Source organism: Aeromonas sp. s3, from assembly GCF_040907805.1.
Lineage (GTDB): Bacteria > Pseudomonadota > Gammaproteobacteria > Enterobacterales > Aeromonadaceae > Aeromonas > Aeromonas dhakensis.
Genome location: NZ_JBFOCQ010000006.1, coordinates 146,530 through 165,357 on the forward strand (window position 1 = coordinate 146,530; position 18,828 = coordinate 165,357).

Annotated in this window: 15 protein-coding genes, 3 tRNA genes and 1 pseudogene; 3 read left to right on the forward strand and 16 right to left on the reverse strand. The window is 59.9% G+C overall.

What is annotated here, in order from left to right:
• Window positions 1–206: 206 nt before the first annotated feature.
• Window positions 207–1,748, reverse strand: coding sequence for an EAL domain-containing protein (locus tag AB5Y98_RS01360; RefSeq protein ID WP_368231168.1), 1,542 nt, complete (start codon window positions 1,746–1,748; stop codon window positions 207–209).
• A 158-nt stretch (window positions 1,749–1,906) separates the two neighbouring features.
• Window positions 1,907–2,767, reverse strand: coding sequence for a Tim44 domain-containing protein (locus AB5Y98_RS01365; protein ID WP_368231170.1), 861 nt, complete (start codon window positions 2,765–2,767; stop codon window positions 1,907–1,909).
• 445 nt (window positions 2,768–3,212) lie between these two features.
• On the opposite strand from AB5Y98_RS01365, the gene dnaB reads away from it, so the two are divergent.
• Window positions 3,213–4,607 (forward strand): replicative DNA helicase, encoded by a 1,395-nt coding sequence (dnaB, locus tag AB5Y98_RS01370; RefSeq protein WP_010673258.1) that lies wholly within the window; start codon window positions 3,213–3,215, stop codon window positions 4,605–4,607.
• A 149-nt stretch (window positions 4,608–4,756) separates the two neighbouring features.
• On the forward strand, window positions 4,757–5,830 hold the full coding sequence (gene alr, locus AB5Y98_RS01375; RefSeq protein ID WP_211028148.1) for an alanine racemase: 1,074 nt from the start codon (window positions 4,757–4,759) through the stop codon (window positions 5,828–5,830).
• Window positions 5,831–5,915: 85 nt separating this feature from the next.
• On the opposite strand, the pseudogene AB5Y98_RS01380 reads toward alr, so the two are convergent.
• From AB5Y98_RS01380 to AB5Y98_RS01415, 8 genes and pseudogenes are all read right to left on the reverse strand, one after another.
• Window positions 5,916–6,002: pseudogene (locus AB5Y98_RS01380) on the reverse strand (ferredoxin); the annotation flags it as partial.
• 24 nt (window positions 6,003–6,026) lie between these two features.
• Window positions 6,027–6,275: a YfhL family 4Fe-4S dicluster ferredoxin gene (locus AB5Y98_RS01385; protein ID WP_005303946.1), complete on the reverse strand. Its 249-nt coding sequence runs from the start codon at window positions 6,273–6,275 to the stop codon at window positions 6,027–6,029.
• 1 nt (window position 6,276) lies between these two features.
• On the reverse strand, window positions 6,277–7,641 hold the full coding sequence (yegQ, locus tag AB5Y98_RS01390; RefSeq protein ID WP_005303943.1) for a tRNA 5-hydroxyuridine modification protein YegQ: 1,365 nt from the start codon (window positions 7,639–7,641) through the stop codon (window positions 6,277–6,279).
• A gap of 219 nt (window positions 7,642–7,860) precedes the next feature.
• Window positions 7,861–8,598, reverse strand: coding sequence for an EAL domain-containing protein (locus AB5Y98_RS01395; protein ID WP_368231173.1), 738 nt, complete (start codon window positions 8,596–8,598; stop codon window positions 7,861–7,863).
• Between the two features lie 725 nt (window positions 8,599–9,323).
• A complete protein-coding gene (locus AB5Y98_RS01400; RefSeq protein WP_005303800.1) occupies window positions 9,324–9,596 on the reverse strand; it encodes a hypothetical protein in 273 nt (90 codons plus the stop codon).
• A gap of 134 nt (window positions 9,597–9,730) precedes the next feature.
• Window positions 9,731–9,815, reverse strand: a tRNA-Tyr gene (locus AB5Y98_RS01405).
• A gap of 31 nt (window positions 9,816–9,846) precedes the next feature.
• Window positions 9,847–9,931: transfer RNA gene (locus tag AB5Y98_RS01410), tRNA-Tyr, on the reverse strand.
• Window positions 9,932–9,962: 31 nt separating this feature from the next.
• Window positions 9,963–10,047: transfer RNA gene (locus tag AB5Y98_RS01415), tRNA-Tyr, on the reverse strand.
• A 335-nt stretch (window positions 10,048–10,382) separates the two neighbouring features.
• Between AB5Y98_RS01415 and AB5Y98_RS01420 the strand changes: the two genes are divergently transcribed.
• Complete coding sequence (locus AB5Y98_RS01420; RefSeq protein WP_005303796.1) at window positions 10,383–11,615, forward strand: cysteine desulfurase-like protein; 1,233 nt, start codon at window positions 10,383–10,385, stop codon at window positions 11,613–11,615.
• A 46-nt stretch (window positions 11,616–11,661) separates the two neighbouring features.
• Here AB5Y98_RS01420 and AB5Y98_RS01425 read toward each other — a convergent pair whose 3' ends face one another.
• From AB5Y98_RS01425 to AB5Y98_RS01450, 6 genes are all read right to left on the reverse strand, one after another.
• Window positions 11,662–12,723: a chemotaxis response regulator protein-glutamate methylesterase gene (locus tag AB5Y98_RS01425; RefSeq protein WP_010634881.1), complete on the reverse strand. Its 1,062-nt coding sequence runs from the start codon at window positions 12,721–12,723 to the stop codon at window positions 11,662–11,664.
• A gap of 10 nt (window positions 12,724–12,733) precedes the next feature.
• Window positions 12,734–13,204, reverse strand: a complete 471-nt coding sequence (gene cheD / locus AB5Y98_RS01430; protein ID WP_005303792.1) for a chemoreceptor glutamine deamidase CheD — start codon at window positions 13,202–13,204, stop codon at window positions 12,734–12,736.
• Between the two features lie 10 nt (window positions 13,205–13,214).
• A complete protein-coding gene (locus tag AB5Y98_RS01435) occupies window positions 13,215–14,018 on the reverse strand; it encodes a protein-glutamate O-methyltransferase CheR (protein ID WP_017779178.1) in 804 nt (267 codons plus the stop codon).
• A 56-nt stretch (window positions 14,019–14,074) separates the two neighbouring features.
• Window positions 14,075–16,246 carry a methyl-accepting chemotaxis protein gene (locus AB5Y98_RS01440; RefSeq protein WP_043171048.1) on the reverse strand — a complete coding sequence of 724 codons (2,172 nt, stop codon included), beginning with the start codon at window positions 16,244–16,246 and terminating at the stop codon, window positions 14,075–14,077.
• A gap of 65 nt (window positions 16,247–16,311) precedes the next feature.
• Entirely contained in the window at window positions 16,312–16,884 is a 573-nt protein-coding gene (locus AB5Y98_RS01445) for a chemotaxis protein CheW (protein ID WP_017763910.1), read from the reverse strand.
• A gap of 12 nt (window positions 16,885–16,896) precedes the next feature.
• Window positions 16,897–18,819 (reverse strand): methyl-accepting chemotaxis protein, encoded by a 1,923-nt coding sequence (locus AB5Y98_RS01450; RefSeq protein WP_368231176.1) that lies wholly within the window; start codon window positions 18,817–18,819, stop codon window positions 16,897–16,899.
• Between the last annotated feature and the right edge of the window lie 9 nt (window positions 18,820–18,828).

Here is an 18,828-nt window from a genome sequence, read left to right on the forward strand (position 1 = left end):
CCTGTATATCGTTCCTGCATGACAGGAGTGTGGCGATTCTAGGCAAAAAGTAATAATTGGAAATAAACAGAGCTGATTCCTTTGAGCTACTGCACATTAATAAAGCAAATAAACGTTTGCGTGATTTTGCGCAGCAGGACAGGGGCGCGGCGGGGATTTTCCATCAGCACGGCGGGCGATGCAACCCTGCCGTACCCGGGCAGGATTCAGGGCGTTGAAATGATGTTCAGCCGCTGCAGAAATTGTTGCGGGGTGAGCGGGCGACCATAGAGATAGCCCTGCAGGTAGTCGACGTGACGCTCGGTGAGGAAGTCGGCCTGCTCCCGGGTCTCGACCCCCTCGGCGATGGTTTTCAACCCCAGCCGGGTCGCCAGGTTGATGGTGCTGTCGAGAATGTGGCGGGAGAGGGCGTTGGTGCCGATCATGGCGACGAAGCTCTGGTCGATCTTGAGATAGTCCACATGAAACTGCTGCAGATAGGTGAGGCTGGAGTGGCCGGTACCAAAGTCGTCCAGCCCTATCCTGACCCCCATCTGCCGCAACTCGTCAAACAGCTGCCCGGTGAGCTGGTTGGGGGTGATGAGCTCGCGCTCGGTCAGCTCCAGCACCAGGGTGACCTCGTTGGCGGCGAAGGCGGCGAGAAAGGTGCGGCAGTCATCCACCAGGCTCAGCTGCTGGCAGTGACGGGCACAGATGTTGAAGCTGAAGTGGAAGCGGGGTGGCAACGCTGCCGCATGGGGGGCGAACTGCAGCCGCACCTGCTGCATCAGGGTCTGGGTCATCAGGATGATGAGGCCGCTCTCCTCCGCCAGCGGGATGAAGAGATCCGGCCGGATCAGCCCCTGGCTGTGATGCTGCCAGCGCATCAGCACCTCGCAGCCGTGCAGCTGGCCACTCTGGCTGACAACGATGGGTTGCAGATAGGGCACGAACTCCTGCTTGATGATGGCGCGTCTGAGCTCCTGGATCGGGGTCGAGATATGGCTCCACCAGCGGTAGGTGGCGAGGCCGGCCAGCCCTCCCAGGAGCAGGATCAGCAGTATGATGGTGCTCTGTTTTTGCAGGGTGGTGGTCAGCACGGCGCTCAGCGGGAATCCCTGATTGAGGCTGTAGTTGAATGCTGCCGAGTCGAGTTGGTAGTTGAAGCCTCGCAGCCTGGGCGGTTGGCCATCGTGCACCTTGCCACGCAGGTCGAGCCACTGCTCGCCTATCTGTACCCAGCTGTGCGCCCCGGCGAGGCGCCACTGCAGCGGTTTGCTCAGGTGATAGGGGTTGATGGCGACCACCACGGCGTTGTTCCCCTCGCTCAGGTGATAAAACAGCAGCGACGGCTTGCGTCCGAGCCGGGTCACGGCCTCCAGCCTGAGCCGCTTGTGGCGATCGCCCTGCAACCGGTCCTCGAGATCGATCTCGTCGAAGATGGAGGAGCAGTAGAGACGGCCGTTGCGGGAGAGGTTGATCGAGCGCACATAGAGGGAAGTGGCGACCAGCACCCGCAGCTCGCGGGCCACCTCGCGACAGGGGCGGCTGGCCAGCGGCAGGGCCGCCCTGGCCGCCTGGGTCGAATGGGAGAGCGCGCTGTCGATCTGCGTGATGGCGCGTTCGGCGGCGGTCTGGGCCTGCTGCCGGGTCATCGACCAGGTTTGCCAGTAGAGGGTGGCAAGGGAGATGAGTATCAGGATGGCGCAGCAGAGCAGGCTGGCCAGGAGACGAGGCATGTTGCTGCTACGCAGAAAGGGGAACACCATGTACCACGCCTCGTGAAGGTTCAATTGAACAAAAAAAGGTCGGACATACTACACAATCACACCTCAATCTCCTAGCCACCACAAGGGGCTTCAGCGACCACCAAAAAGCAAAGGCGGCCCGCAGGCCGCCTTTATCCGTCATCACTGGCTGGTCGAGCTTACAGCTGCTCGATGCCGACGATGTGCCAGGGTGCATTGTCCTTGGCCAGGTTGCGCTCGAGGTGCCACACCTCCTTGATGTCCTCCTCGACCTGCTCCTGGCGATCCATGTAGCGGCCGCTGAAGCGCACGCTCACCTGGGCCCAGTCGCTGCCGTAGTCGGCGCGCACCAGCTGGGTATCCACATACATCACCTCGGTGTGCTGCTCACCGGTCAGCTCGGCGCGGTCGGCCTTGAGCTGCTCGAACAGCTCGGGGCTGACGTATTCGCGGATCTTCTCCAGATCGTTCTTGTTCCAGGCTTCCTGCAGGGTGCGGTAGTGATCGCGGGCACCGGCCAGGAAACCGTTCATGTCAAAACCTGGCGGCAGGCGGAACGGCACGTCGCTGTCGGCGAAACCGGTGGCCTGCGGGGCGCTGTGGTTCTGCTCGAACTGCTGGGGAGCCGCACTCTGGGGCGGCTGATAGCCGGCATAGGCCGTCTGTTGCTGCTGCGATACCGCCACCTTGCCCTTGCGCAGGGTGCGGAACAGGAATACGCCGCCCAGTGCCAGCAGGGCGATCAGCAGGAAGTCCATCCCTTGCAGGCCTTCGAAGGCACCGCTGCCCAGCAGGTAGGCGAACAGGCCGCCGGCCAGCAGACCACCCAGCAGACCACCCATCATGCCGCTCTTTTTCGGCGGGGTCTGGGCGCCCACGGTGGGGTTCTTGGTGTCGACCGGCTTGGCGGCGGGCTGGGCCGGCGCCGTCTTGTAGCTCTTGCCGAAGGATTTGCCGCCGCCAAACTTCTTGGCTTCGGCGTGAGGTGCCCCCAGGCCAATGGCCAGGATCACGGCAAACAGGGTCAGCATCTTTTTCATTTTGACTCTTTTCACTCTCGTCTGTGGGTGGGGCATGCTCTGCTTTGGCAAGCTCAGCGAGGCGCATGGCAGGCTGCATGTCCCTAAATGTGTCGCAGCTTGGGCCGATATGTACCATGATTGGCATGAATTATTCATGAACGAAGAACCACGTCGTGTGGGTGTCAATGGCAGGAGTGTGTCCCATGAAAAACAGACGGTTGAGCCGCAAGGAGCGCAAACTGCGCAGCAAAACCAGACAGAGCAAGGGTGAACTGACCCTGGTCTGGCCCTTTATCGTGGTTTGAGCCCCGTTTTGCGCGGCAACGGACATCAGGAGGCGATGGCAGCAACCAACAGGAGGGCGGTTGGGCCACAGAGAAGTGAATAGCGCGTATTTGCGCTCGCGATGGCGGGGTTTCTTTTGTAAAATTCCCGTCCCCTTCCCGCTGCGGTTTTTATGTGTATGGCAGAGCAAGTGACGGCGAAAAAAGACGCCAAGACACAACAGCTGAAAGTACCTCCCCACTCTTTTGAGGCCGAACAGTCCGTACTGGGCGGCCTGATGCTGGACAACGAGGCCTGGGATCGGGTCGCCGAACGGGTGATCGACAAGGATTTCTACAGCCGCCCGCACCGCCTGATCTTCCAGGCCATGACCCGCCTCTCCAACGCGGGCAACCCTATCGACCTCATCACCCTGCAGGAGGAGCTAGAGCGCTCCGAGCAACTGGAAGAGGCCGGTGGCTTCGCCTATCTGGTGGAGATCGCCAAGAACACCCCGAGTGCCGCCAACATCAGCGCCTACGCCGAGATCGTGCGTGAGCGGGCGGTGGTGCGGGAGATGATCTCGGTCGCCAACGAGATAGTCGAAGCGGGTTACGAGCCCCAGGGCCGTACCTCCAACGATCTGCTGGATCTTGCCGAGAGCAAGGTGTTCCAGATCGCCGAGCAGCGCACCAGCGCCAACGAGGGCCCCCAGCCGCTCAAGCTCATCCTCGAGCAGACCGTCGACAAGATTGAAGAGCTGTTCAAAACCCCCCACAACGGGGTGACCGGCGTCTCGTCCGGCTACAACGACCTGGACAAGATGACCGCCGGCCTGCAGCGCTCGGATCTGGTCATCGTCGCGGCCCGTCCCTCCATGGGCAAGACCACCTTTGCCATGAACCTGTGCGAGCACGCGGCGCTCACCGCCGACAAGCCGGTGCTGATCTTCTCCCTCGAGATGCCCTCCGAGCAGATCATCATGCGTATGCTCGCCTCGGTGGGGCGCATTGACCAGACCAAGGTGCGGACCGGTCAGCTCGATGACGAGGATTGGGCACGTCTCTCCTCCACCATGGGGCTGCTGCTCGAGAAGGGCAAGATGTACATCGACGACTCCTCCGGCCTGACCCCGACCGAAGTGCGCTCGCGTGCCCGTCGGGTGGCGCGGGACAACGGCGGCATCAGCATGATCATGGTGGACTACCTGCAACTGATGCGGGTGCCGAGCCTCTCCGACAACCGTACCCTGGAGATCGGTGAAATCTCCCGCTCCCTCAAGGCGCTGGCGAAAGAGCTGCAGTGCCCGGTAGTGGCGCTCTCCCAGCTCAACCGAAGCCTGGAACAGCGGGCCGACAAGCGCCCGGTCAACTCGGATCTGCGGGAATCGGGCTCCATCGAGCAGGATGCGGACTTGATCATGTTCATCTACCGCGACGAGGTCTATCACGACGACAGCCCCGACAAGGGGATCGCCGAGATCATCATCGGCAAACAGCGTAACGGCCCCATCGGCCGGGTACGCCTCACTTTCCAGGGTCAGTTCTCGCGTTTTGACAACTACGCGGGTCCGGCGTTTGATGATGACTACTAAGTAAGCCGGACAGTGTTCCCGGTATCCAGAAACAGTTTTCCCGGTTCGACAATTCTGCCGGTCCGGCCTTAGACGATGACATTTGAGGGCTGACACCACCCGGTGCCTGACGCGTTGGCGCGTTATCATGCCCTCGTAAGGGAAAACAGATGAAAGCGGCTATCGCCCAAATCAATACAGCGGCCCTGCGCCACAACCTCGCCGTGGTCAAACGACACGCTCCCCAATGCAAGATCATTGCGGTGGTCAAGGCCAACGCCTATGGCCATGGCTTGCTGCCGGTCGCCCGCACCCTGGTGGATGCGGACGCCTACGCGGTGGCCCGCATCGAAGAGGCGCTGATGCTGCGCTCTTGCGCCGTGGTCAAGCCCATCGTGCTGCTGGAGGGCTTCTTCAGCGCCGCCGACCTGCCGGTGCTGGCAGCCAACAACCTGCAGACCGCGGTGCACACCTGGGAGCAGCTCGAGGCGCTGGAGCAGGCGGACTTGCCCGCTCCCGTGGTGGCCTGGCTCAAGCTCGACACCGGCATGCACCGGCTCGGGGTACGGGCCGACGAGATGCCTGCCTTTATCGAGCGGCTCGGCAAGTGCAAGAACGTGGTGCAGCCGTTCAACATCATGACCCACTTCAGCCGCTCAGATGAGCTAGAACAGCCCACCACCCGCGAGCAGATCGACCTGTTCAGCCAGCTGACCGCGCCGCTCAAGGGCGAGCGGGCCATGGCCAACTCGGCGGGCATTCTGGCCTGGCCGGATTCCCACTGCGACTGGGTGCGCCCGGGTGTCATCCTCTACGGCGTTTCGCCCTTCCCCAATACGGTGGCGGCGGATTACGACTTGCAGCCGGTGATGACCCTCAAGACACAACTGATTGCGGTGCGGGATCACAAGGCGGGCGAGCCGGTGGGCTATGGAGCCAACTGGGTTTCGGATCGCGATACCCGCCTTGGTGTCATCGCCATCGGCTATGGTGACGGTTATCCGCGGATGGCCCCCAACGGCACGCCTGTGCTGGTCAACGGTCGCATCGTACCCCTGGTAGGCCGCGTCTCCATGGACATGACGACGGTGGATCTCGGCCCCGGCGCCACCGACAAGGCGGGCGACGAGGCGGTGCTGTGGGGTGAGGGCTTGCCGGTGGAGCGGGTGGCCGACCAGATCGGGACCATTCCCTACGAGCTCATCACCAAGCTCACCTCCCGGGTCTTTATGGAATACGTCTAGCTGCCGTGAGCGCCAAACGTGAAAAAGCCCCGCATGCGGGGCTTTTTTTATACCTGTGGATTACCGGATTACCGGATTACCGATGTTACTGCCTGTGCATCCGCACAAACTTCTCCATCAGCTGCTCTTCGGTTTCCACCATATGGAGGGGATCCCGGAGGATGCAGTCCATGTAGAGCTGACGCTGATGCCAGTGTTACTGCCTGTGCATCCGCACGAACTTCTCCATCAGTTGCTCTTCGGTTTCCACGTGAGCGGGATCCCAGATGATGCAGTCGATGGGGCAGACACTGATGCAGGTCGGCTTCTCGTAGTGACCGACGCACTCGGTGCAGCGACTGGGGTCAATCTCGTAGATCTCCTCGCCGAGGCTGATGGCCTGGTTCGGACACTCGGGATCGCACATGTCACAGTTGATGCACTTGTCGGTGATGAGCAGGGACATCTCAGGCGGCCGAGTGGGGCTGACGGGTGTCCTCGCGCTCGCCGAGGTTGCGCAGCAGGATGCCGTAGTTCACGTCCACTTCCTTCGGTACCGGCACATAGACCACGTGGCCGTTGCCCGGCGCTGTGTCGATGAGCTCGCCCTTGCGGTTCTGCATCTGCTCCAGATTGAAGCTGAGGTTGCCCTGCGGGGTCATCAGCTCCAGGCTGTTGCCCACCAGGAACTTGTTCTTCACCTCGACTTCCACCATGTCACCGTTGCGACCGGTGATCTCGCCGACGAACTGCTGGGTGTCGGAGACCGAGTAGCCGTAGTCGTAGTTCTGGTATTCGCTGTGGTTGTGACGGCGCAGGAAGCCCTCGGTGTAACCGCGGTGGGCCAGGTTTTCCAGGGTGCCCATCAGGCTGCGGTCAAACGGCCGGCCGGCAACCGCATCGTCGATCGCTTTGCGATAGACCTGGGCGGTGCGTGCGCAGTAGTAGAAGGACTTGGTACGGCCTTCGATCTTGAGCGAATGGACGCCCATCCTGGTCAGCCGCTCCACGTGCTCGACGGCGCGCAGATCCTTGGAGTTCATGATGTAGGTGCCATGCTCGTCCTCGAACGCGCTCATGTACTCGCCCGGACGGTTGGATTCCTCCAGCAGCACCAGCGCATCGGTCGGTTTGCCGGCACCCAGGGTCGGGTCGACCTTCTGCACGGCGATGGGCTCCTGGCGGTGGACGATCTGGCCCACCTCGTCCTCTTTACCCTCGTGCACCTTGTACTCCCAGCGGCAGGAGTTGGTGCAGGTGCCCTGGTTGGGGTCGCGCTTGTTGATGTAGCCGGAGAGCAGGCAGCGGCCGGAGTAGGCCATGCACAGGGCGCCATGGACGAACACTTCCAGCTCCATCTCAGGGACCTGCATGCGGATCTCTTCGATCTCGTCCAGCGACAGCTCGCGAGAGAGGATGGCACGGGTCAGGCCCATCTGATGCCAGAACTTCACCGTAGCCCAGTTGACCGCGTTGGCCTGCACCGAGAGGTGAATGGGCATGTCCGGGAAAGCTTCACGCATCATCATGATGAGACCGGGGTCGGACATGATCAGCGCATCCGGGTTCATCTCCACCACGGGGCGCATGTCGCGGATGAAGGTCTTGAGCTTGGAGTTGTGGGGCTGGATGTTGGCCACCACGTAGAACTGCTTGCCGAGGGCATGGGCTTCGTTGATGCCGAGCTGCAGGTTCTCGTGATCGAATTCGTTGTTGCGCACCCGCAGGCTGTAGCGGGGCTGGCCGGCATAGACGGCATCGGCGCCATAGGCGTAGGCGTAACGCATGTTCTTGAGGGAACCTGCGGGGGAGAGCAATTCTGGTTTAAACATGTCGGACTCTTATGTCTGATTGCAAATCAGGACGGCGCCACCTGATGGCGTCGTATGGGTTGAGCTGCGCCGGGAGTGGATACTCACACCGCACACCCGGTCACGGCATACCCGGCATCGGCCGGATAAACGGGGTGCGAGATTGTACTCGCCCTCACCGCATCATGCAATTTGGCAGGGAATCATCCCCGGCGCGAGTCGACGGGTAAAATGGGCCGCTCAGGCCCAGCGGGAGAGGGGGGAAGGCATGGCGTAGGCGTAGCCCTGCTGATAGTCGCAGCCGAGCCGGTTGGCTGTCTCGATGTGCTGCAGGGTTTCGACCCCTTCGCACACCACCTTGATGCCAAGCCGCTGCAGGTACTCCACCAGACCGGTCAGCATGCGCAGGGCATGGGGTGTCTTGCTGGCTTGCAGCAGCAGGGAGCGATCCAGCTTGATGATCTCGTAGGGTAGCGCCATCACTCGCTGGAAGTTGCAGGCCTGGGGGCCAAAATCGTCGCAGGCTATGTGGGCACCGTGCTCGCGCAGCACCTCGATCAGCGCCCGATGCGGAGGGTGCAGCGGGGCGTGCTCCAGCACCTCGAACCAGATCTCGATCCCCAGCTTGCGCGCCTGGATCAACACCAGCAGCAACAGGTTCTGATAGGTGGGGCTGCTCAGGGTCGGGTTGAGGTTGATGGAGAGCAGATAGGAGCCCGCCTTTGCCAGGGTCGGCAGATCCCGCATGACGGCTCTGAGCATGACGATGTCCAGATGCAGTGACTGCTCCTCACTGAGGGAGAGAAAGTCGATGCCCTGATAGCTCAGCTGCGCCGGATCCCAGCGTCTGGCCAGCACCTCATAACCCTTGACCTGATGGTCCCGCCCTATGATCGGCTGATAGAAGGGCACAGCAAGCTCGGTCGCCGGGATGCTTGCCATGTCACTCATTGGATACTCTGCTTGAAATGCAAACACGGCACTCACCTGTTGACGGATATGGCCGTGGATAATAGCGGAGGGAGCGCGGAATGTTCTATAGGAATTCTCTGATAATATGGATGAGCTAGCCGGATGGATATATTCACGTGCCTCGATGAAATATATTTTTTATATAAAATCAATACTTCCTGACTGCATGTGATAATGCAGAGAAGTTAACCGGATGCTGGTATTAAATAACAGCGTCTAAATGTCGGCTTGAACAAGCATTTCAACGCTGTATGGCAGGTCAGCATGATTTGGTAAAAATTGGGCACTCAAACTGCTGATGCCAAGGTGTTGGTGAGGGTTGCCATTCATTGGATTACCCGCTAGCTGGCCTGCCTTGCTCACCACCTTAGCAGAGCAAAGTCGGCAGGACTTAGGTGGCGTTCCCTCTGGGGTCATCAACCAGGACCACAGGGGAGGGGAAAATAGAATGTTTATGAGAAACAGACTTGGTGACTGACCAAAAATATTGATGGCGAGCTTTCGATGTATTTTATCAAGGTTGTTTTCATTGGTTCATAGTTTGGCGGGATATTTCGCAGGGATAATGATGGGGGGGATTAAAGAAATGTGCTGCCTGGTTGAGAAGATATATCCCGCCGCATGGCCAGCTATAGTGAGTAGCTTGTGGTAAAAGTCTTGGACAGAATTTTTAAAATAAATACCGATATTGAGTTCATTTCTGTATGTAACGGTATCGCGGGCGCTGACTATCAGCGGGCAACGGCCTCAAGCGGCAGCAATGGGGTTTTGCGCTGTTCTGGCTCTATGGCCTGTGCCAGCCAGTCCCAGTCGAGCAGGGGGGTGTCTGCCTTGAAACGCTGATAGGCGAGACCCTTGTCGACCGTCAGAAACAGGGTGGTCGGCAAACCGATGCGGTTGATATAACGCACCATCACCTCACCCCGGTAGCTGGTCAGCCGCTGTTGCAATTGCTGCAGGTTCAATCCTTTCGCCTGCCCTGCTTCATCCCAGATCTCAAACATGGTCATGTCCTTGAACGATATGGCAATACTGTTTCCAAAAGTGGGCCCACAGGCAATTGTCAGATCTGACAGTGTCAAATGAATAGATGCATGAAAAGCGAAAACCCGGCACTAGGCCGGGTTTTCTTGAATGATGGTGGAGGGAGAAGGATTCGAACCTTCGAAGGCAGAGCCGTCAGATTTACAGTCTGATCCCTTTGGCCGCTCGGGAACCCCTCCACAGGGGGACTACACAAATTGTTCAGGAAGATGGTGGAGGGAGAAGGATTCGAACCTTCGAAGGCAGAGCCGTCAGATTTACAGTCTGATCCCTTTGGCCGCTCGGGAACCCCTCCACGGGGTATTTTCCTGATTGTTGCACTTGAATGGTGGAGGGAGAAGGATTCGAACCTTCGAAGGCAGAGCCGTCAGATTTACAGTCTGATCCCTTTGGCCGCTCGGGAACCCCTCCCCAAGTGCGAGGCGCATACTATCAGATCTTCGCTCTTTGTGAACCCCTTGCGGGCATATCTGGCGACAAAAAAGTATCATTCGGTCATTTTTTGATATTTGTCGCTCATTTTTCACGCTTATCAACGACTTCCCTGCTGCTGTCTGGCATTGATCAGGATGGTGGCGAGGCGAGGTGTCGCACCAGCCGGTTGCCATCAGGCAGCGTTTTATACTGAAAAATTCACCTTATTTTGTAAGTGTGATGGCTGACCGCTTCACTGATGGACATTGCTGCTGCCGCATTTTACTCTCGCCATGTTATTCAACTGTTAACATGGATTGTGGACTTCTCCTATGCAGGCTCTCGATATCGCCGTGTTGCGCGGCCAGTTCCCCGCTCTCAATCAGTTGGTTGAAGGCAAAACCCCCGTTTTTTTTGACGGCCCCGGCGGGGCCCAGGTACCACACGCCGTGCTCACGGCCATGACAGATTACCTCGGCCGCTTCAACGCCAATCTGGGCGGCCCCTTTTTCTCGGCCAGGGCGACCGAGCAGCAGGCCCTGCGGGCCAGGCTGGCGGTGGCTGCCTTGCTGGGGGCGGAGCGGGCTGAAGAGATAGTGTTCGGCGCCAACTTCACCACCCTGACCTTTGCGCTGAGTCGTGCCTTGGCCAGAGAGTGGCAGGCGGGGGACGAGATTATCGTCAGCGCGCTCGATCACTACTCCAACGTCTCCAGCTGGCAGCAAGCGGCAGCGGATCGCGGCGTGGTAGTGCATCAGGCAAGAGTAGATGTGACGACCGGGGGGTTGGACTATGCGCATCTGTTCAGCCTGCTCGGGCCCAAAACCCGGCTGGTGGCGGTAACAGCGGCCTCCAACACCACGGGCACTCTGGTCGACATTCCGCGTATCGCCGATGCGGTGCACGGGGTGGGGGCCCTGCTCTATGTAGATGCGGTGCACTTTGCGCCCCACGAGCGCATCGACGTGCAGGCCTGGGATTGCGACTTCCTCGGTTGCTCCGCCTACAAGTTTTTCGGCCCGCACCTCGGCATCCTCTTCGGCAAGCATCGTCACCTGGCGCATTTCACCCCCTACAAGGTTGAACCGGCCAAAAATGTGGCGCCCTACAAGTGGGAAACCGGTACCCAGAGCTGGGAGGCGCTGGCCGGAGTAGAAGCGACCGTAGAGTATCTGGCCTCCCTGTCCGGGCTGGACGGCACCGAGCATGAGCTGGAGGCTCGCCTCGATCTGGCGTTTGCCCGCAGCCAGGCCCATGAGCGGCAGCTCAGCGAGCATCTGCTGGCCAGGCTGGCCGAGCGCCCCTGGTTCACACTGCACGGCATTCAGGGCAGCAAGGGGCGCACTCCTACCTTCGCCCTCACTTCAAGCCGTCATAGCCCAGCCGAGATGGCCGAGTTTCTGGGGCAGCATCAGGTGTGCAGCTGGGCCGGCCACTTCTATGCGCTGGCACTGGTGGAGCAGCTGGGGGTGAGCGACGGTGTGCTGCGAATAGGTTGCATGCACTACAACACCTCGGCGGAGATTGATCGCCTGTTCGCCCTGCTCGACGACATGCCGCATTGAAACAACACAGCCCGGTCAGGCCGGGCTGTGTCACCTCATCTGTCTGCTAGCGTCCCACGATGGCGTGATGGATATCCTGCAGCGGCAGGACATGGCGGGCGGCGCCGAGCTTGATGGCCTCCTTGGGCATGCCGAAGACCACGCAGGAGGCCTCATCCTGGGCAAAGGTATTGGCGCCTGCCTCCAGCATCTCGCGCAGACCGCGTGCACCGTCATCCCCCATTCCGGTCATGATGATGCCGGTGGCATTGCTGCCGGCAAACTTGGCCACCGAGCGAAACAGCACGTCCACCGAAGGGCGGTGGCGGTTGATGAGGGGGCCGTCCATCACGTCGACGTGATAGTAGGCTCCGCTGCGCTTGAGCAGCATGTGCTTGCCGCCGGGGGCGATGAGCGCTAGCCCGGGGATCACCCGATCATTGCTCCTGGCCTCCCGCACCTCTATCTGGCACAGGTTGTTGAGCCGCTCGGCAAAGGAGGCGGTGAACTTCTCCGGCATGTGCTGCACGATGACGATGCCGGGGCAGACCCGGGGCAGGGTAGTCAGCACGGCCTCCAGTGCCTGGGTGCCGCCGGTGGAGGTGCCGATCGCCACGATCCGCTCCGTGGTCTGGGCCATGGCATGCTGGCTGGCCGGCGCCATGATGGCGTCGGCATTGAGCTTGGGGGCGACCGTGGTGGACTGGGTTCTGACTTGGCGTCTGACATTGGCCTGGGCAGCGGCGCGCACCGCCATGGCCAGCTCTTGCGCCGACTCCTGCAGAAAGCTTTTCAGGCCGACCGTGGGCTTGGTGATGATGTCGACGGCGCCGGCGGCCATCGCCTGCAGCGTGGTTTCCGCCCCCTTCTCGGTCAGGGAGGAGCAGATCACCACTGGGGTGGGGTGCTCGGCCATGATCTTGGTGAGGAAGGTGATGCCATCCATACGTGGCATCTCCACGTCCAGCACGATCACGTCTGGCCACTCCTTCTTCAGTTTCTCTTGTGCAAACAGCGGGTCGGAGGCGGTGGCAATCACCTTGATATCGGGCTCCTGCTCGAGAATGGCCTGCAACACCTGCCTCACCACGGCGGAATCATCCACCAGCATGACTCTTATCTGTTTCATTCCCGTCCCCTTAGCGGTGTGGCAAGCGATGATGACGTACCCAGACATTGCCGTTGGCCAGCTCGAAAATCAGACTTCTGTGTCCCGCATGGCCAAGATGGTGGGCCTTGATGGTCAGGCCCAGGTGCTGGGTCAGCTGCCAGGCCGCCTTGATGTTCTTGATGGCCACATTCATGGTGTTGAGCGTTTGCTGTTCTATAAACATGTTGCCGCCGCCAAACAGCTTGACCTCGTATTCATGGATGGGGGCGGGGTGCTTGCCTATTTCGTGGATAAACAGCTGGATTGCCTCATCGGCATAACGACCGTCCAGACTCGGTGCGCTGTGGCCGCGGCTGGGCAGCATGTAATGGCACATGCCACCTCGCTTCTGCTCCGGATGCCACATGGTAATGGCCACGCAGGAGCCAAGATGGGTGCGGATGATGGCGTCATCCTGCCCAAAGAAGAACTCGCCCGGTTGCAGCATGACCTCTTTCATACTGAAAAACTCAAGGTTTCAAATAGATGGAAGGGGATACCAGTTGCAGGCCGTGGGGCAGGCCGTTCAGGCTCTCGGCGTGACTGACGATGAGATAGCCCCCTTTTCTCAGGCGCGGCACCAGCCGCTGCAGCACCTGTCCCTTGGTTTCCCGGTTGAAATAGATCATCACGTTGCGGATCAGGATGACGTCGAACAGCCCGATGTCAGGCAACTCCTGATTCAGGTTGATATGGTAAAACTGCACTTTCTCGCGCAGCTTGCGATCGATGATGAAGGTGCCCTCCTGAAATCCGACCCCCTTCAGGCAGTACTTCATCAACAATGGCAGCGGGATGTTGTGGGCCCGTTCGATGGGATAGAGCCCCGTTCTCGCCTGTTCCAGCACCCGGGTCGAGATATCCGAGGCGATCACTTCCCAGTTACCCAGCTCCAGATGGTCGGCCAGGGTCATGGCCAGGCTGTAGGGCTCTTCGCCGGAAGAGCTGGCTGCGCTCCAGATCCGAACCATCCGCTCTTTTGGCAACTGGCGCAGCACCTTGTTACCGAGAAATTCGAAGTGCTTGGGTTCGCGAAAAAAGTAGGTCTCGTTGGTGGTGAGCAGATCGAGCGCAATCTGCAGTTCACTGCCGCGGTTGTGCATGATCAGGCTGAAATAGTCGCCATAGCTCTCCAGCTCATAGTAACAGAGCCGTTTTGACAATCGGCTGGCGACCAGGGCCTTCTTGGCCGGTGACAGATCGATCCCCGCCGTCTGGTGGATCCAGCGTTGAAACTGCGCAAATTCATCATCATGCAACTGGGTCTGATACAAGGAAGGACTCCCGAAACAAACGGGATGCGGGTGAGTTCCACTCACCCGCATCCGGGTTAGAAGCGAACAAAGTCGCCGTCATTGTGGGGCCGGGGCAGGTTGCCATTACCCTCTGCGGCACTGTTCTCGAGCATGAAGCGGCCACGGGGGCCGGTACGGGTGGCTGCCACCTTCTGGCCGGCATTGAGCTTGTGCCGCTCGAGGGTGAAGAACTCCATCGCCAGTTGCAGCTGTTCGGCCTGGCTGCTCATCTCCTCGGCAGTGGCGGCCAGCTCTTCGCTGCAGGATGCGTTCTGCTGGGTCACCTGGCTCAACTGGTTCATGGCGATGTTGATCTGGCTGACGCCGGTTGACTGCTCGGCGGAGGCGGCGCTGATCTCCTGCACCAGATCCGAGGTCTTGTTGATGGAGGGCACCATCTGATCGAGCAGGCGTCCCGCTTTCTCCGCCATGTCGACGCTGCTTGATGCCAGCTCGCCAATCTCCTGGGCCGCTACCTGGCTGCGCTCCGCCAGCTTGCGAACCTCGGCGGCCACCACGGCGAAACCCTTGCCGTGATCGCCAGCCCGGGCCGCCTCGATGGCGGCGTTGAGGGCCAGCAGATTGGTCTGGTAGGCGATGTCATCTATGATGCCGATGCGCTTGGCAATCTGCTTCATGGCATCGACCGTGAGCTTGACCGCCTCGCCGCCTTCCACCGCCTCCTTGGCCGCCTTGCTGGCCATGCCATCGGTAACCTGGGCGTTGTCGGTGTTCTGGTTGATGCTGGCGCTCATCTGCTCGATGGAGGCGCTGGTCTCCTCCATGCTGGAAGCCTGCTCGCTGCTGGACTGGCTGATGGACTGGGCGGTGGCGCTGACCTGCTCGGCGGCGCTGGAGAGGTTGTCGGATGCCCCCAGCACCTCGGTGACAATGTTGGTGAGCGAGACGATGGTCTGATTGAGGGAGTCCTTGGTCGTGCCGAATACGCCGGGATAATCGGCCTCTATGTGTTGGGTCAGATCCCCGCGCGCCAGTGATTGAACCACCCTGATCACGTCGTTGAGACTGGTGTCGATCACCTCGGCGATACGGTTTATCCCCTCCCCAAGGTTCTGGAAGAAACCGCTCTTGCCGGTGAGATCCATGCGACGGTGCAGTTCGCCATTGATGACAGACTGGACGATTTCCGACATCTCCCGCTCGATGGCGACCTCCTTGGTGCGATCCGACCACTCGACCACGGAGCCCAGCCGCTCGCCATCGTCGCCGAATACCGGGTTGGCGATGAGGGCGAAAGTGCGTCCCCCCAGCATGATCTGGGTACGATAGGTGTTGTTCAGCTTGGCCAGCATGCTGCGTTGATGGCCCGGATTCTTGTGAAAGCTGTCGATGTTGGCGCCCATCAGGTTGGCCGAGTTGAAGTGGTGCAGCTCCTTGCGGATGTCGGTTTCGGCCTGGCCCAGCATTTCCCTGACCGCTTCGTTCATGTAGATGATGTTGAGATCGGTATCGGCGATCATCACGTTGGTGCTGGCCCCGTCGAGCGCCTTCTTGACTCGCAGACTTTCGGCGGCCGCCTGCTTGGCGGCGGCATTGGCGGCTTTCACTTCATTCTCGATGGCGATCTCCTTGGTGCGGTCGGCCCACTCCACCACGGAGCCGAGCCGCTCGCCACCGTCATTGAAAACGGGGTTGGCGATCAGGGAGAAGGTGCGGCCTCCGACCGTGATCTGGGTACGGTAGGTCTTGTCCAGCTTGGCCAGCATGTTGCGCTGGTGGGAGGGCTCCTTGTGGAAAGTATCGATGTTCTTGCCCATCAGGTGCCTGACGTCGAAGCTAGGCAGATCCTTGCGAATATCCGACTCGGCCAGTCCCAGCATGGCCAGCACGGCTTCATTCATGTAGACGATGTTCAAATTGGTATCGGCGATCATCACATTGGTCGAGGCACCATCCAGCGCCTTGCGCACTCGCAGGTTTTCTTCGTAGAGCGCCTGATTGGCCTCGCGGGCGGCGAGCGCACTGCCAAGGCGATCTCCCAGCAGCCCCAGCACGGCATTGAACTCCTGGCAGAGCTCCTTGAGAGGGCCGGTGAGCGTATCCAGCTCTAGCTGGGCGGACTGTTTGCCTTGCTGGATCCCCTGAGCCAGGGTGCGGGTTGCACCAGTCAACTGGCGCAGTTGTTCCTGCAGCAAGGCATGAGCATTGCCGTTGCCAAACAGATTGCCAAAGAGTGATTGAGTCATGGGCCTTATCCTTGTGCGACATGTCATTGCTGTGTGGTGGAGCGAAACGCTGATTTATGTTGTTGTCATGGCGTTTGTGGTTTTTGTTCCAGTAGCCGTTCCTGCTGTTGGGTCAGCTCGCTGAGCTGGGCCATCTCGTCGATGGAGAGCACCTTCTCGGTATTGATGAGAATGACGAACTTGCCGTTGACCTTGCCCATGCCGCTGATGAAGTCGGCCCGGATGCGGGCGCCGAAGCTTGGTGGCGGCTCAATCTCGTTGCAGGGGATGGTCAGTACCTCGGAGACGGAGTCCACCACCACGCCAATGTCCTGATTGCCGTGTTCCGGGTCGTCCGGGTGCACGTTCTCGATGATCACGATGCAGCTGCGGCGAGTGATGCTGGAGGGGGCATTGCCAAAACGGGCATTGAGATCCACCACAGAGACGACGGCGCCCCTCAGGTTGATCACACCCCGGATAAAACTCGGCATCATGGGGATGGGGGTGATGTTGCCGTATTCGATGATCTCCTTGACCCCGAGAATGTTGATGGCAAACATCTCGCCGTTGATGAGAAAAGTCAGGTACTGGGCATCACCCTGATTGTCATGTACCAGCGTGCCAGGCTGGGCGACCACTTCGGTAGACATGCTCATGAGGCTCTCCGGTTAAAAGCGGACAAAATCGGTTTCGTCAACCTGCGGTTGCGCAGCCACATTGCCATGCAACGGAGGCTGGGCCGGCATCACAAACTTGCCTCTGGGAGGCACCCCCTTGTGCAGGTTTTCGACCTGTCTGGGTGAGCGGCCGCTGCCTTGCAGGGAGAAAAAGTCCATGGTCTGCTGCAGTTCGTTGGCTTGGGAGCTCATCTCTTCTGCAGTGGCGGCCAGTTCCTCGCTGCTGGCAGCATTTTGCTGGGTCACCTGATTGAGCTGGCTCATGGCAAGGCTTATCTGGTTGGCGGCGCTGGCCTGCTCCCCGGAGGCTGCGTTGATCTCCTGCACCAGATCGGAGGTCTTGCGAATGGAGGGCACTATCTTGTCGAGCAGACTGCCCGCCTTCTCGGCGGTATCGACGCTGCTTGACGAGAGTTCGCCTATCTCCTGCGCCGCGATCTGGCTGCGTTCGGCCAGCTTGCGGACCTCGGCGGCGACCACAGCAAAGCCTTTGCCATGTTCACCGGCCCTGGCCGCCTCAATGGCGGCATTGAGCGCCAGCAGATTGGTCTGGTAGGCGATGTCGTCGATGATGCTGACCTTGCGGGCGATCTGCTGCATCGCGGCAACCGTCTGTTGTACCGAACGGCCCCCTTCGGTGGCCTCCAGTACGGCGCTGCTCGCCATGTTGTCGGTCACCTTGGCGTTGTCCGTGTTCTGATTGATGCTGGCGCTCATCTGTTCGATGGAGGCGCTGGTCTCTTCCACGCTGGCCGCTTGCTCACTGGTGGCCTGGCTGAGGGACTGGGCCGTGGTGCTGACCTGATTGGAGGCGTTGGTCAGGTTGTCGGCGGCGTTGCGTACTTCCTCGATGATGGCGGTCAGTGCGGCGATGGTGCTGTTGAGACCATCCTTGGTCTGACCGAAAATTCCCGGATAGGGCTGCTCAATCTTCTGGGTGAGGTCACCCTGCGACAGGGCGGTGGCAATGCGCATCACGTCGTTGAGGCTGGTGTCGGTTACGTTGGAGAGACGATTGAGCAGTTCGGACAGGCGCTTGATGTAACCCTGCCGTCCGTCCAGTTCAATTTTGTAGCTGAAATCCCCCTGTTCGACGGCGGCGGTCACCAGCGTTTCTATGTCGGTAATGAGGGACGTCAGCTTGTTGACCATGTTTTGCATGGCCAGCAACAGCTGGCCGGCTTCATCGTGGGCTCCGATGTCGATGGTGACGTCGAGATTGCCGTCCGCCAGGTGGTTGGCAACCTGCAGAGCCTGGTTGATGGGAGAGATGATGCTGCGAATGAGGACGATGCCAAACCAGGCTGCAGCCACCATGCCGGCGGCGACCACAGCCATCATGGTAAGCAGCATGACGTCATACCAGGCCTGGGCCTGTTCGTATTCTGATTTGGCAACGTCGAGCTGCAGACTGACCAGCTCGGTTATCTTGCTGCCGATGGGGTCGATGGAGCTGTAGAGTTTGCCGTCAAACTCATTGAGCGTATCAGCAATGACACCATGCTGATTTGAGAGAAAGGCCTCCAGCCTGGTGATGTCTCGATCCGCGGTATTGAACAGGCTGTTGGCCTCGGCTGACAGCTTCTGTTCGGCCGCGGTCAACTTGGTGGCCTGATAGTGTTGCCACTCCAGCTTGATCTGCTGCTGGGCATGCTGGATCTGCTGCAACGCCTCCTCGGCGCTGACGAGACCGGCATTGGCCTTGTTGACATTGTCTATGATGGCGACGGCGTAGTTGTCCGAGATGGTTTTGAGCTGCTTGAGCGGTACCACCCGGTCGTTGTAGACCCGTTGCAGCCCCTTGTTGCTGCTATGCATGTTGTAGAGCCCGAGCACACCCACGCTGAATAGCAGTACGCAGAGCAGACAGAGCAGTATGGTGAGTCGCAGTTTGATGGTGGAGTTTTTGAACATGTCAGGCTC

Coding starts and splice junctions, on each gene's coding strand:
- AB5Y98_RS01360 (WP_368231168.1), bottom strand. CDS start 1,748: ATGGTGTTCCCCTTTCTGCGTAGCAGCAACATGCCTCGTCTCCTGGCC.
- AB5Y98_RS01365 (WP_368231170.1), bottom strand. CDS start 2,767: ATGAAAAAGATGCTGACCCTGTTTGCCGTGATCCTGGCCATTGGCCTG.
- dnaB (WP_010673258.1), top strand. CDS start 3,213: ATGGCAGAGCAAGTGACGGCGAAAAAAGACGCCAAGACACAACAGCTG.
- alr (WP_211028148.1), top strand. CDS start 4,757: ATGAAAGCGGCTATCGCCCAAATCAATACAGCGGCCCTGCGCCACAAC.
- AB5Y98_RS01385 (WP_005303946.1), bottom strand. CDS start 6,275: ATGTCCCTGCTCATCACCGACAAGTGCATCAACTGTGACATGTGCGAT.
- yegQ (WP_005303943.1), bottom strand. CDS start 7,641: ATGTTTAAACCAGAATTGCTCTCCCCCGCAGGTTCCCTCAAGAACATG.
- AB5Y98_RS01400 (WP_005303800.1), bottom strand. CDS start 9,596: ATGTTTGAGATCTGGGATGAAGCAGGGCAGGCGAAAGGATTGAACCTG.
- AB5Y98_RS01420 (WP_005303796.1), top strand. CDS start 10,383: ATGCAGGCTCTCGATATCGCCGTGTTGCGCGGCCAGTTCCCCGCTCTC.
- AB5Y98_RS01425 (WP_010634881.1), bottom strand. CDS start 12,723: ATGAAACAGATAAGAGTCATGCTGGTGGATGATTCCGCCGTGGTGAGG.
- cheD (WP_005303792.1), bottom strand. CDS start 13,204: ATGAAAGAGGTCATGCTGCAACCGGGCGAGTTCTTCTTTGGGCAGGAT.
- AB5Y98_RS01440 (WP_043171048.1), bottom strand. CDS start 16,246: ATGACTCAATCACTCTTTGGCAATCTGTTTGGCAACGGCAATGCTCAT.
- AB5Y98_RS01445 (WP_017763910.1), bottom strand. CDS start 16,884: ATGAGCATGTCTACCGAAGTGGTCGCCCAGCCTGGCACGCTGGTACAT.
- AB5Y98_RS01450 (WP_368231176.1), bottom strand. CDS start 18,819: ATGTTCAAAAACTCCACCATCAAACTGCGACTCACCATACTGCTCTGT.